This window comes from Allochromatium tepidum (genome assembly GCF_018409545.1).
Taxonomy (GTDB): domain Bacteria; phylum Pseudomonadota; class Gammaproteobacteria; order Chromatiales; family Chromatiaceae; genus Thermochromatium; species Thermochromatium tepidum_A.
On record NZ_AP024563.1, the window covers coordinates 2,348,090 to 2,361,410 of the forward strand.

A 13,321-nucleotide genomic window follows, 5' to 3' on the forward strand; every position below is an offset into this window, starting at 1 on the left:
GAGCCGGAATGGCCGAGCCAGTATAGGGGTCTGGGTAGGCATCCACAATGCACCTGAAAAAATTTCCTGATTATCAACATAGCTCAGCCTGATGCAGAGGTTGTCTTTACAGAAGACGCTCCGGTTACTTCACCGGAAGACTGGGCCAACGCGATCGCTCACAAGGGCTTGCCGGCTCCACTCCGTAAGACTCAGATCGCGCTCCGAGTCGATGATAAGTCACCCGTTGCACATGACCAGGGAACGATATAAGTCTGACCCTGATGTTTGCCCATCACAGCGCCGATGCCATAGGCCAGACGCAAATGATCCGCGCTCAGGACCGTCTCCACCGCGCCCAATGCCACCGTTCGCCCCTGGTGCAGCAGCAGCAAGCGGTCACAGAACCGGCTCGCCAGCGTCAGATCATGCAGCACCACGATCACGCTCGCGCCCTGATGTGCCTGGGCGCGCAGCAGTTCCATGACCTCGAGCTGATGGCGCGGGTCGAGTGCAGCGACCGGCTCATCGGCGAGCAGCAGCGGTGCCTCGACCGCCAGCGCCCGCGCCAGCCGCACGCGCGCTCGCTCGCCGCCGGAGAGCGTATCGGACGCACGCGCACGCAGTGACCAGACATCGGTCGCCCGCATCGCCGACTCGATGGCATGCCGGTCGGCCTCACTCGCCCGCCCGGCCCCGCGCCACCAGCCCCCTCGATAGGGATGACGCCCGAGCGCGACCAGATCGGCCACCGAGATCGGCCACTGGACGCGGTCGTCCTGGCTCAGATAGGCCAGTCGTCGCGCCCGCTCGCGCGCCGGGGTCCGGTCCAGCGACTCGCCATCCAGCCGAATCGTCCCCCGGTAGGGCAGCAGTTGTGCGATCGCCTTGATCAGCGTGCTCTTGCCGGCCCCATTGGGACCGATGAGTCCGACCAGCTCGCCCGCTCCGATCTGGAACGACAGTTCACGCACCAGCGTCCGCCCGCCCAGCTGCACGGCGACATCGACGAGTTCGAGCCGGCTCACAGCAGATCCCTCCGCGAGCGCAGCACCAGGGCCAGGAAGAAGGGCGCCCCGATCAGGGCCGTCACCACGCCGAGCATCGGCTCACGCCCGGCCTCGGGCAGACGCAGTGCGATATCGGCCGCGAGCACCAGCACCGCCCCGCCAAGCGCGCTCGCCGGCAACAGCGGCCCCGGCCGGAAGCCGACGAAACGACGCAGCAGATGCGGCACCACCAGCCCGACGAAACCGATAGCGCCCGTGATCGCCACGGTCGAGCCGACGCTCAGCGCGGACCCCAGGATGACGAGCGTGCGCAGACGCCCCAGATCGACCCCCAGACTGCTCGCCTCGGCCTCCCCGAGCGCCAGTGCGTCGAGCGACGGCGCACACCACAGCAACAGGGTCAGACCCAGCAGCACGAAGGGCAGACAGAGCCGGACATCGTCGAAACTGCGGTCGCTGATCGAGCCGAGCAGCCAGAGCACGATGTCCTGCGCGTCGCTTGGATTGGGCGCGAGGTTGAGCGCCAGCGAGGTCAGGGCGCCGGCCAGCGAGGACAGCGCCACCCCGGCCAGGATCAGGGTCAGATTGTTCGAGCCGGCGCGCGTCAATGCCTGGAGCACCAGGGTGGCCAGCAGGGCGAAGAACATGGCCGCCGCCGGCAGCACCCAGGGACTGACCGGCGCCAGCCCGAAATAGAGCGTCAGCACCGCCCCCAGGCTGGCGCTCGCCGAGATCCCGAGCAGCCCGGGTTCGGCGAGCGGATTGCGCAGCAGCCCTTGGAGCGCTGCGCCCGAGGCCCCGAGCGAGATCCCGACCAGCCAGGCCAGCACCACGCGCGGCAGCCGGATCTCGCGCACGATCACCTGATGGGTCTCGGGTCCGGTGCCGAGCAGACCCGCGATTACCTCGCCGATACTGAGCGGCGCCTCGCCGAATCCGAGCGAGAGCAAACTGAGCAGCGACAGGGCGAGTAACAGGAAGAGGTTCGGCATGTGGTCAGGGTGATGGCGTCCGGGATCGGTTGCGCTCGATCTCGGCGAGTTGCTCACTGATCCGCTTGGCGACGTCGAGCAGTTCCAGCCCGCCGCAGCCCCAGGCATTGCCCGGAAGTCCGATCACCGGGGTAAGCTCCAACAGCGAACGAAGCCGCGGATGACGGCCATAGGCCGAGCGCGCGGGCGACCGGGCCTGATCGAAATAGCCGAGCAGGAAGACATCCGGCGGTGTGCTCGCCAGACGTTCGAGCGGAAAGCGGCCCCAGCCTTCGATGCCCTGTTCGGCCGCCAGATTGCGCAGACCGAGCCGCGTGATCAGGTCATCGACATAGGTGCCCTGCCCGGCCGTGCCGCCGCTCGGGCGCAGATAGAGCAAGCTGGGTGCCTGTTCGCGCTCGGGTTGGATGAACGTCTGCATCCGTCGCTCGAAATCCGCCGTCAGCGCCTCGCCGGTCTCGGCACGCCCGATGCGCGCCGAGATGTTACGCGCGGTCCGGAGCGCATCGTCCCAGCCCTTGGTATAGGGCAAGGCGATGACCTCGATCCCCTGCCCGGCCAACCGTTCGGCATGACGCCGCCCCATCCAGCCCTGATAGACGAGCGCGATGTCGGGTTTGAAGTACAGCAGATCTTCCACGCCGCCGCGATTGGCTGGATAGGCGCGTGCCTGGTCGGCTACGGGCGAGATCCGAGCATCCTGACTCTGGCGCGAGACCGAGCGAATCTGACTCGGATCGGCGATCCGCAGCAGCAGCAGATCGGCGCAGAGATTGGTGCTCATGACGGTCGGGAGCGACGGTCCGGCCAGCCCTAGGACTGGAATGAGCCACAGGACGATGCCGGCACGCCGGAGGATGCGGCTGTGGCGCATCGAAGGTCGCTTGGCAGGGGTTGGGCGGTGCCGGGTCGGGTGGCGGCCGGCGGGGGTCGCCGTGAATCCATCCCTGGAGGCTCGACGGCCGCCACCCGACCCTCTGACGGCGCGGACCAGATCCCAGACAACCAGACGATCGATCATGCCTGAACGCCTTCAGCGATCGATGGGGACGCCAAGCCGGCGCAGGTCGAGTGCGTGTCCGCCCGTCACCAGATAGGTCGCGGAACAGCGCGGACCGAGCCGGCGCACCAGACCGCCGAGCCGGTCGCGGAACAGACGTCCGATCGGATAGGCGGGGATGACGCCCCAGCCGGTCTCCTCGGCGACCAGGATGACCCGAGCCGTTGGGCACTGTTCGAGCGCCGCGAGCAGACGTTCAGAGCGCGCCTGCCAGACGGCATCGTCCAGCTCGATCAGGTTCGCCACCCAGGTTCCGAGCGAGTCGATCAGCAGGCAGACGTCGCCCGCGCCCGCCGTCGTGATGGCGGCTTCCAGCTCGGCCGGGGCGCACAGGGTCGACCAGTGCGCGGGACGGCGTCGGCGATGCGCCTCGATGCGGGCCATCCAGTCGGCGTCATCCGGATCCTCGCGCGCGGTGGCGACATAGATCACCGGACGCCCCGATTCGTGCGCCAGCCGCTCGGCCCATTCGCTCTTGCCGCTGCGCGCCGGTCCCGTGACCAGGATGGCGGCCCCTTCGTTCTCGCGTGTCATGTGCGTCAAGCGTCCTCGTACATCAGCGGCACACGCCGGCCGATCCCGGTGAAGAGCTGGTAAGCGATGGTGTCGCTCGACTCAGCGACGGCGGCGGCCCGCACGATCCGACCCCACAGCTCGACCGGGTCGCCGGGGCGGGCCTCATGGAACCCTGTGAGATCGAGCGTGATCATGTCCATCGAGACGCGGCCGATGATGCGCGTGAGCCGTCCGCCGACGGCGATCGGGGTGCCGTCGCGCGCATGACGCGGATAGCCGTCGGCATAGCCGATGGCGGCGACTCCGACACGGGTCGGCCGTTCGCAGACGAAGCGCCCGCCATAGCCGATCGACTCGCCCGCCTCCAGGTCGCGGACGGCGATCAGGGCCGATTCGAGCGTCATCGCCGGACGCAGATCGTTCGCCTCGGCCATAGCACCGGCGAAGGGCGAGACGCCATAGAGCATGATCCCCGGCCGCGTCCAGTCGCCGTGGGCCTGGGGCCAGGCGAGCACGGCGGCCGAGTTGGCGAGACTGCGCCCGATCCGAACGCCGCTCAGCGCCTGCTCGAAGGCGGCGATCTGCGTCGATGTATAGGGATGCGCTGTCTCGTCGGCACGGGCGAAATGGGTCATGGCCACGCGCTCGCCGACGTGCGGACAGGCGGCCAGGAGCGCATCGACCTCGGCGAACTCGGACGGGCTGAAGCCGACCCGGTGCATCCCGGTGTCGAGCTTGATCCAGCAGTCGAGCCGTCGGCTGGGCCGTGCCGCCAGCAGCCAATCCAGTTGTTCACGACAGTGCACCACCATCGCCAGCCCCGCGCGATCGACGAGCGCGATCTCATCAGGACTGAAGACCCCTTCCAGCAGCAGCATCGGCTCCCGAATACCGGATTCTCGCAGCTCCAGCGCCTCCTCGACACAGGCCACCGCGAACCCGTCGGCCTCGCCGGCCAGGGCGCGCGCCACGGCGATCGCCCCATGCCCATAGGCATTGGCCTTGACCACCGCGAGCGCGCGCGAACGCGGCGCCAGCGACTTGGCGCGACGATAGTTGTGGCGAATCGCGTCCAGATGGATACGGGCGCGCAATGGACGGGCAGAGCGGGTCATGGATGCGGTCGTGGGGCGGTGGAAACGAGGCCGCTCAGTGTCGCACAAGCCGGGCGCGAATGCGCGGCAGGCGTGTTGATCTTGATCTGTTGATCGGGAAAGATCACTGCCTTGACGCAGGCCCAAACGCAACCCTAGACTGAATTTTTTACAAAGTAAGAGAAGCGAGTCTGATCATGTCGATGGTAACGGTTTCAGAGAAGGGACAGGTTGTCATTCCGGCCGCGATCCGGCATCGGCTCGGGATCAAGCCGGGGACGAAGCTCGACTTCGAACTCGAAGGCGACAGTATCCGTGTCAGACCCCAGCGAACGATGCCGCAGACGCGCCCTGAAGATGGCTATGGCATGCTGACCTGCACGCAACCGGGAACACGATCTCTTTCCGACTTCGATGTCGCCGAAGCCATGCGCGCATTGAACCGGCGTGACGATGATCGCTCTTGATACGAATATCCTGGCCAGATTCTATGTCGCCGATCCCAGCGATCCGGAAGCCGCCAAGCAGCGTCCCATTGCCTACGAGCTCCTGACCCGTCATCCAAGCCTGTTCGTTCCGCTCACCGTCGTGCTGGAACTCGAATGGGTTCTGCGCGCCTTCTATCGGTTCGAAGTCGCCGACATCATCCGGGTCTTCGAGCGCCTGCCGGGCCTGGCAAACGTCCATGTCGAGCAAGCCGATCGTGTCGTCAACGCCCTGGAGCGACTCGCTCAAGGTCTGGACTTCGCCGACGCCCTGCATCTGTCGGGATGCGCGCACTGTGAGGTGTTCTATACCTTCGATGACCGTCGATTCGCTCGACGCGCACAGCGTCTCGTGACCGAACCGCCGGTCAGTGTGCCGATGCTCCGAACAGCGAACGCTTGGGGCGCTTGGGCAAATTCAATTATATGATTATATTGATATTTTAGAGCCGATCTGTTATGCCGATGCGCCCGGCTTGAGTATATTGCAGCGCAACATACAACAGGGTGGCTCGCATGGCTCGCATCAAGCTCGAATTTCCCAACGCGAACGGACAGACCTTGGTCGGTCTCCTGGAGACCCCGCCCGAACGGGTGCCTGTGGTCCGTTACGCCCTCTTCGCTCACTGCTTCACCTGTAGCAAGGACGTGGCCGCGACCAGCCGCATCAGCCGGGCGCTCGCCGAGCGCGGCATCGCGGTGCTGCGTTTCGACTTCACCGGCCTGGGCAACAGCGACGGCGATTTCGCCAACACCAACTTCTCGTCCAACGTCCAGGATCTGCTGGCGGCGGCACGCAAGCTGGAGCAGGACTTTGAGGCTCCGGCCCTGCTGGTCGGTCACAGCCTGGGCGGCGCCGCCGTGCTCGCGGCGGCGCCGCAACTGCCCTCGGTGCAGGCGGTGGCGACCATCGGCTCGCCGGCGACGGCGGCGCATGTGAAGCACCTGCTGACCGGCGCACGCGATCAGCTCGCCGAGCGCGGCGAGGCCGAGGTCCAGATCGGCTACCGGCGCTTCCGGATTCGCCGGCAATTGCTCGAGGATCTGGATCAGTACGCCTCACCCGATCACATCCGCCGGCTCGGGCGACCGCTCTTGGTCTTCCACTCACCGCTCGACACCATCGTCGACATCAGCGAAGCGGCCAGGATCTATCAGTCGGCGCTGCATCCGAAGAGTTTCATCTCGCTCGACAAGGCCGACCACATGCTCACCAACCGTGAGGACGCCGAGTACGTCGCCGAGACCCTGGTCGCCTGGGCCAGCCGCTATCTCGGGATCAAGCGGCACGCCTTCGAGACCAGTACCGGCACCGCGCCCAAGGTCGAATCCGGTGAGGTCGTCGTGACCGAAATCGAGGCCGATAGCCCGTTCCTGCGCGGTCTCTACACCCAGCGTCATCAGTGGCAGGCCGACGAACCCAAGCCGGCCGGCGGCTCGGATCTGGGGCCGACGCCCTATGAGTTACTGCTGATGGCACTCGGCGCCTGCACATCGATGACCCTGCGCCAGTACGCCAAGCGCCACGGCCTGACTGTCGACGACATCGAAGTGACCCTGAGCCACACGCGCGACCATGCCGAGGATTGCGCGGCCAGCGCCGAGCGGCCGGTGAAGCTCGACCGCATCGTCCAGCGCATCGACATCCACGGCCATCTCAGCACCCTGGAACGCGAACGCCTGCTGGAGATTGCCGAGCGCTGCCCGGTACATCGCACGCTCGACGCCAATCCGCGCATCGAGACCCGCTATATCGAGGACGATCCCAAGCGCTGACAGGTATCGTGCCGTCTCAGCGTTCGTAGCGATAGAGCGACCAGCGATGCAGCGGGCGGCGACAGGGCGGCTCGGTTCCCTCACTCAGCGGTCGGCCGGGACAGTCGAACAGACGTCGCGCGACCGTGACGCTGAAACCCTCGATCTCAGGCGGCGTGCCGGAGCGGGTCAGCAGCCAAAAGGGCGCCGTGACGGTCTGCGGATCGATCCGGGGCGCGATCCGGCCGCGCAGATATTCCGAGGGGCGCGTGAGTCCCGGCCACTGGCTGGTGGCGGTCAGATCGGGCCGATGGAAGCGCAGCATGGCTGTGAGCTGATAGCGATCGGCATGGACGGGCGCATCGAGTCCGGCGGCGATCCCGGCCAGCTCCGCGAAGCCATGCGTCTCGCGCAGGATGCGGTTCTGACTGTCCGGCAGCGGGAGTGCGGCCGTCGCGGCATGGATCGCATAGAGCGTGACCAGCGCCAGATTGGCCAGGGCCGCCATCCAGGCCCAGAAGCGCGCCCGACGCAGCCAGAGTGCCGCCAGGGGCGCGGCGCCGAGCAGATACATGGCCGGCCAGTTGGCCTCGACCTCACTGATCAGGGCGACCAGGGCGAAGAAACCCAGGGGAAAGAGGCTCGCCGCGAGCAGCAATGTCCATCCGAGTGTCGTCAGCCGCGAGTCGGATACCGACTCCGTAAGGCTGAGGCGGGGTTTCGCCTCACGGCGGCCGAGCCAGGGCACGAGCATCATCGGCAGCGCGATCAGCCCCCACAGGACGAACTGGACCCCGACGTACTCCAGCAGACTCGCGGCACGTTCGCCGGGCGTCTCGGGACCGGAATGCACGATGGCCCCGGCCTCGGGCGCGACCGCCCCGCCGACCTCGGTCGCGAAGCCGTGCCCGAACTGAAAGCCCAGCGTCAGCCAGTCGTTCTGCGCGTTCCAGATCAGATTCGGTGCAAAGACCAGCAACGCCACCCCGGCTCCCAGATAGGGCCAGCGCGTGAGCAACTGACGCCGGTTCGCGCCCAGGATGGCCAGCAGCAGCACCGGACCGATCAGGAACATGGTGTACTTGCCCAGCAGCCCCAGACCGATGGCGATCCCCGCCGTGATCCAGCGGCGCGGATCGACGGCGAGCGCCCGCTCGGCCTCGTGCAGGGCCAGCGCCCAGGCGAGCGCCAGCACGCTGTCGGGCGTGGTGATGACGCCGCCGGCCACCCCGGCCAGGGTCGTGCCGGCCAGCAGCAGCGCCAGCGCCCGATCGCGGACATCCGTCAGACCGCAACGGCGATAGAGACGATCGAGCACCACCAGGGTCGCCAGCCCCGCCAGCAGCCCGCCGAGCCGCGCCATGAACACCGAGCCGGGTTCCAGCCGCACACCCAGCCCAAGCAGCGCCACGCCCGGCGGATGGTCGAAATAGCCCCAGGCCAGATGGCGCGCCCAATCGAAGTAATAGGCCTCATCCTGCGTCACAGGCATCAGGGCCGCGATGGCCAGACGCCAGACGGCCAGGCCGCCGAGCACCAAGAGCAGTAGTCGTCTGCCATCCAAGCGTGCAAGCGAGTCGTCAGGGAAGTGCATCATGAAAGCGTCGTCGGTTATAGAATGGCGCGCCGGCGCGCCGCCTGCCGGCACCCATTGTCCACCGGACCACACCAAGGTTGCACCCGATGTCCGATCGCTCGACCCCAACCACTGACCACCGCCCGCCCGAACTGGCCGTCATCGTGCCGACCTACAAGGAGGTCGACTCGGTCGCCGAGGTCGCGCGCCGGGTCGCGGCCGTGCTCGACGGGATCGACTGGGAACTGATCTTCGTCGACGACGACTCGCCCGACGGCACCGCCGAACGCGCACGAGAACTGGCGCGCCGGGATCCGCGCATCCGGGTGATCCAGCGCATCGGCCGGCGCGGACTCTCCTCGGCCTGCATCGAGGGAATGCTCTCGACCACGGCGCCCTATCTGGCCGTGATGGACGGCGACCTCCAGCACGACGAGACCCTGCTGCCCCGGATGCTCCAGGCCATCCGCGACGAGGATCTGGACATCGTCGTCGGCAGCCGCTATGTCGCGGGCGGCGACGTCGGCGACTGGAGCGCGCGACGCCAGGGCATGAGCCGACTGGCGACCCGACTCGGCCAGATCCTGATCCGCGCCGAACTCAGCGACCCCATGAGCGGCTTCTTCATGGTGCGCGAGCGCGTCATCCACGGCTGCGTGCGGCGTCTGACCGGCGTCGGCTTCAAGATCCTGCTCGACATCTTCTCCGCCGCCGAGACGCCCCTGCGTTTTCGCGAACTGCCCTTCAGCTTCCGCCGGCGCCAGGCCGGCCACAGCAAGCTCGATAACGGGGTCCTGTGGGAATACCTGCTGATGCTGACCCAGAAACTGATCGGTCCCCTGATCCCGCTACGCTTCATCGCCTTCTCGCTGATCGGCGCCTTCGGCGTGCTGGTGCACCTGAGCGTGCTCTGGCCGATCCTGCGGATCTTCGGTGAAAATGCCTTCCTGGCCGGACAGGCCACGGCGACCCTGGTGGCCATGACCAGCAACTTCTTCCTCAACAACATCCTGACCTATCGCGACATGCGTCTGCGCGGCCGTCAACTGCTCTGGGGTTGGTTCAGTTTCGTACTGGCCTGTAGTCTGGGCGCGCTGGCCAATGTCGGCATCGCCGATTATCTGTTCCGGAGCGGACAGTCGGGCTGGGTGCTGTCGGCGCTGGCCGGCATCCTGGTCGGCGCGGTATGGAACTATGCCGTCACCGCCGTCTATACCTGGAAGCGACCAGCCAACCCGATCTGAGCCTGGATCGATGGGGCGGATGTCGCTAGCGGCCGAGACCCGAAGGGGTTAAGCTTAAGCCCCATTGGCCAGTCCGCGCCCCCTGAGTCGCGGACCGTTCGACAGGCTCGAAACACCCTGGGGTGACGGCGATGGACGATACACTCAAACGCTTGCTCGATGCCGAGATGCGCGCCGAACGGCTCGCCCAGCAGGCCGAGGCCGAGCAGGACAGTCTCATCCAGCAGGCCATGGCCGATGCCAAGGCCGAGAACGAGCGTTTCACCGCGCGCATCCCAGAGCTGCACCGGACCTTCATCGCCAAGGCCGAGGAGCGCGCCGAGCAGAACATCGCCGAACTGCGCCGCCGTTATGACGAGCGTCACGTCCAGTTGCGCGATCAGGCCGAGCAGCGCGAATCCGAGGCGCTGGAAGCCGCCTTCCAGATCCTGATCGGTCTTGAACACTAGACCCGGCCCGGACAGCGCGGAGTCCATCCAATGAGTCAGGTCGCCGATCAAGCCTATCTCAACACCCGTGTCTCGGTGATGGCCGCGCGGCTGTTCGCGCCGAGTCTGGTCGAGCGTCTGGCCCATCTGCCGCTGTCGGCGCTGGTCGAAGAATTCGGACTCGCCGCCCTGCTCGACGATCAGGCCGTACCGGCGGCGCGCCGCCGCGCCGTCGAACAGAGTCTCTTCCAGCTCCTGCTCTCGGAACTGCTGGTGCTCACGCGTCCCATGAACGCCAACGAGCGCGCCCTGATGCTCGACTGGGGCCGCAAATACGCCCTCTACAACCTCAAGACCCTGATCCGCGGCAAGCTCCACGACCTCGACCGGCGCGAGATCAACGACAACCTCTTCGAACTGCCGGCCCATATCCGGCTGGCCGACAAGGAACTCTTCGGCGCCGAGAACGTCCTCGAACTCCTGCGCCAACTGGAGGCCGGGCCGCAACGTCAGATCGCCCGTCAGGCGCGCGAGGTCTACGAGCAGCAGCGCGAACCCTTCGCCCTGGAGGCGACGATCGATCAGCGCTATTTCATCGGTCTGGTGCGGCGCGTCCAGGTCTTCGACGAGCCGCATCGCCAGTGGCTGCGACGGCTGATCTCGGCCGAACTCGACCGCATCGGGCTACTCTGGATGCTGCGTTTCCGCTTCACCTACGGGCTGTCGCCGTCCGAGACCTATTACTGGCTGGTGCCCTCGATGCGGCTGCTCACGCGCGAGCGTCTGCTGCATCTGGTCGATCTCGACGGTTTCGAGCAGGTGCTGGAGGCGCTGCCCGAACCGCTGCGCACGCGCTGCGCCGATTGCCGCTCGATCGCCGAGATCCAGCCGCGACTGGCGCGTCACAGCCTCGACGAGATCCGCCTGGTGCTGGCGCGCAGTCCCTCGGCCGTGGCGCGCGCACTGGCCTATCTGATGCTGCGCGAGGCCGATCTATTGCGTCTGTTCGCCGTGATCCAGGGGCGTCTGCTCGGATTCGACGACCGGATCATCCAACATGCGCTCGCGCAGATCGAGCCGGGCGTGCCGGGGAACTGACCTATGCGGCTGTCGAAACACCTGTCGATGAAGCGCATCCGTTCGTGGCCGGCGCTGTTGAAGCCTGAACCGTTGAAGCAGCGTGCCCTTGCATGGCTGGCGCTGCTGCGGTCCAAGCCGCTGCATCAGCATGTCCATCCGTGGGTGTCGACGCTCAAACCCACGCCGATGAAGCATGTTCGTCTGCTGGTCCTGACCGACGACCTGCCGCGCGCCTCGCTGGCGCTCGCCGAGACCCAGTGCTTCCATCCCGACCGGCGCGAACCCGAGAGCGAGCGTTTCGCCACCCTGCCCGGCCGTACCTTCCACGAGATCCACACCCAGGCCCGGGCGCGACTCGACAAGATCGCGCGTCTCATCCCCTTCGAGCCGGCGACGAGCCTCGAACCGGCGCGGGTGATCGATCAGGCCGAGCTGGCGCGGCTCAACGACTGGCTCGGGCGGCTGTGGGACGAAACCTCCAGCTATGAGGAAGACTTCCGGCAGCTCGACGACGAGCGGCACCTGATCCACGAGCAGCAGGCGGCGCTGGAGAACTTCAGTCATCTCAACATCGATCTCGGGATGCTGCGCGCCAAGACCCGGTTTCTGAACATCCATGTCGGTCTGGTGCCGCGCGAGAATCTGCGTCAACTCGAAGGTGCCGTGGCGCTGGCCGGATACATCCTGCACGTCTATCTGGAGCGCGGCGACAATACCCATGTGGTCATCGTCGGTCCGGCCGACGCCAAGGACGCCGGTCTCGCTTCGGTGCTCGCCGCCGCCGGGTTCCAGGCCATCCCCATCCCGGAAGGACTCGACCGCGAGCCGACCGAACTGCAACGCGACTTCGAGCGGCGGTTGGCCGCGATCGCCGAGGAGCGCGCTCAGCTCACCGAGACCCTGCAACGCTGGTCGGAGCGCTACCACGAGCCCTTGCGCGAGGCCCAGCGCACCCTGCAACTGGCCGATCCGTTGGTCAGCCTGGACGAATCGCTGCGCAGTTGCGGCCATCTGACCCATCTGGCCGGCTGGGTGCCGGCGCACACCGTCGCGGCCTTACGGGAGCGTCTCGATGCCGCCCTGGCCGGAACCTATGACCTGAGCATACGCGACCCCTTGCCCGAGGAACGCCCGCTGGTGCCCACGGTGCCGGTCAAGAGCCGGCTACTGGCGCCCTTCGCGCTGCTGGTCAATCAGTACGGCATCCCGTCCTATGGTGAGGTCGACCCGACGCCGCTGTTCGCCCTGACCTTCCTGATCATGTTCGGAAGCATGTTCGGCGACGTCGGCCAGGGCGCGGTGATCGCGCTCGCCGCCTGGACGCTGCGCGACAGGTTCGGACGCTTCTGGCCGTTCGGACTCATGGCCGGCGGGTCATCGGTCCTGTTCGGCTTTCTCTATGGCAGTCTCTTCGGCTATGAGCACGTCCTGCCGGCGCTGTGGATGAATCCGCTCAGCGATCCGCTGCTGATGCTGCGTCTGGCGCTGATCTGGGGCGTGTTCTTCATCGTCGTCGCCTGTCTGCTGGCGATCTACAACCGCTGGGCGGTCGGGCAGTGGCGCGAGGCGCTGTTCGGACATCACGGCGTGGTCAATCTGGTGTTCTATCTGGCGCTGATCGCCGGTGGCGCCGGACTGGCCGACGGCACGGGGTTCGGCACGGTGCCCGCGCTGCTGGTGGCGGGGAGTCTGGCGGCCCTGGCCTGGCACAGTTGGCTGCATCAGCAGGCACCCGTGGGCGAGAAGATCCTGGTGGTCGTCATCGAGACCCTGGAGACCCTGATCGGCTATGTCTCCAACACCCTGTCGTTCCTGCGCGTGGCGGCCTTCAGTCTCAACCATGTCGCGCTCTCGATCGCCGTCTTCACCCTGGCCGACATGATGGGCACCTTCGGCCATTTGGTGACGGTCGTCCTGGGCAATGTCTTCGTGCTGGTGCTGGAGGGCGGCATCGTCATGATCCAGGTGATGCGCTTGCAGTATTACGAGGGCTTTTCACGCTATTTCTCGGGGGATGGCCACGCCTTCAGGCCGATCCGGTTCGGGCGCGGACCGGCCTGATCGGGGCCTTCGCCCGCTTACCGAACACCTTAAACCGGACT

General features: G+C 66.7%; 13 protein-coding genes. 7 read left to right on the plus strand and 6 right to left on the minus strand.

All coding sequences use genetic code 11. The annotated features are described in order from the left end of the window. Positions 1-191: 191 nt before the first annotated feature. The 5 genes from Atep_RS11325 to alr all read right to left on the minus strand — a co-directional run bounded on the left by Atep_RS11325 (position 192) and on the right by alr (position 4,672). A complete protein-coding gene (locus Atep_RS11325) occupies positions 192-1,007 on the minus strand; it encodes an ABC transporter ATP-binding protein (protein ID WP_213378621.1) in 816 nt (271 codons plus the stop codon). After that, the gene (locus Atep_RS11330) at positions 1,004-1,981 is read right to left on the minus strand and encodes a FecCD family ABC transporter permease (protein ID WP_213378622.1); all 978 of its coding nucleotides are present in this window, start codon (positions 1,979-1,981) and stop codon (positions 1,004-1,006) included. Before Atep_RS11330 ends, Atep_RS11325 begins: the two co-directional genes overlap by 4 nt. A 4-nt stretch (positions 1,982-1,985) precedes the next feature. After that, positions 1,986-2,855, minus strand: a complete 870-nt coding sequence (locus Atep_RS11335; protein ID WP_213378623.1) for an ABC transporter substrate-binding protein — start codon at positions 2,853-2,855, stop codon at positions 1,986-1,988. A 159-nt stretch (positions 2,856-3,014) separates the two neighbouring features. Beyond that, a complete protein-coding gene (gene cobU / locus Atep_RS11340) occupies positions 3,015-3,575 on the minus strand; it encodes a bifunctional adenosylcobinamide kinase/adenosylcobinamide-phosphate guanylyltransferase (RefSeq protein WP_213378624.1) in 561 nt (186 codons plus the stop codon). 5 nt (positions 3,576-3,580) lie between these two features. Beyond that, positions 3,581-4,672: an alanine racemase gene (alr, locus tag Atep_RS11345; protein ID WP_213378625.1), complete on the minus strand. Its 1,092-nt coding sequence runs from the start codon at positions 4,670-4,672 to the stop codon at positions 3,581-3,583. A gap of 176 nt (positions 4,673-4,848) precedes the next feature. Between alr and Atep_RS11350 the strand changes: the two genes are divergently transcribed. The 3 genes from Atep_RS11350 to Atep_RS11360 all read left to right on the plus strand — a co-directional run bounded on the left by Atep_RS11350 (position 4,849) and on the right by Atep_RS11360 (position 6,912). Next, complete coding sequence (locus Atep_RS11350) at positions 4,849-5,118, plus strand: AbrB/MazE/SpoVT family DNA-binding domain-containing protein (RefSeq protein ID WP_213378626.1); 270 nt, start codon at positions 4,849-4,851, stop codon at positions 5,116-5,118. Further along, positions 5,105-5,566, plus strand: a complete 462-nt coding sequence (locus tag Atep_RS11355) for a type II toxin-antitoxin system VapC family toxin (protein ID WP_213378627.1) — start codon at positions 5,105-5,107, stop codon at positions 5,564-5,566. The genes Atep_RS11350 and Atep_RS11355 overlap by 14 nt, the downstream gene beginning before the upstream one ends. 86 nt (positions 5,567-5,652) lie before the next feature. Continuing rightward, positions 5,653-6,912 carry a bifunctional alpha/beta hydrolase/OsmC family protein gene (locus Atep_RS11360; RefSeq protein WP_213378628.1) on the plus strand — a complete coding sequence of 420 codons (1,260 nt, stop codon included), beginning with the start codon at positions 5,653-5,655 and terminating at the stop codon, positions 6,910-6,912. Between the two features lie 16 nt (positions 6,913-6,928). On the opposite strand, the gene Atep_RS11365 is transcribed toward Atep_RS11360, so the two are convergent. Next, the gene (locus tag Atep_RS11365) at positions 6,929-8,485 is read right to left on the minus strand and encodes a glycosyltransferase family 39 protein (RefSeq protein ID WP_213381610.1); all 1,557 of its coding nucleotides are present in this window, start codon (positions 8,483-8,485) and stop codon (positions 6,929-6,931) included. An 89-nt stretch (positions 8,486-8,574) separates the two neighbouring features. Here Atep_RS11365 and Atep_RS11370 point away from each other — a divergent pair, with 89 nt between their 5' ends. The 4 genes from Atep_RS11370 to Atep_RS11385 all read left to right on the plus strand — a co-directional run bounded on the left by Atep_RS11370 (position 8,575) and on the right by Atep_RS11385 (position 13,280). After that, complete coding sequence (locus Atep_RS11370; protein ID WP_213378629.1) at positions 8,575-9,711, plus strand: glycosyltransferase family 2 protein; 1,137 nt, start codon at positions 8,575-8,577, stop codon at positions 9,709-9,711. 131 nt (positions 9,712-9,842) lie between these two features. Then, complete coding sequence (locus tag Atep_RS11375; protein ID WP_213378630.1) at positions 9,843-10,160, plus strand: ATPase; 318 nt, start codon at positions 9,843-9,845, stop codon at positions 10,158-10,160. A gap of 30 nt (positions 10,161-10,190) precedes the next feature. Then, a complete protein-coding gene (locus tag Atep_RS11380) occupies positions 10,191-11,237 on the plus strand; it encodes a V0D/AC39 family V-type ATPase subunit (RefSeq protein WP_213378631.1) in 1,047 nt (348 codons plus the stop codon). A 168-nt stretch (positions 11,238-11,405) separates the two neighbouring features. Next, complete coding sequence (locus Atep_RS11385; protein ID WP_213381617.1) at positions 11,406-13,280, plus strand: V-type ATP synthase subunit I; 1,875 nt, start codon at positions 11,406-11,408, stop codon at positions 13,278-13,280. The last annotated feature ends 41 nt before the right edge of the window (positions 13,281-13,321 follow it).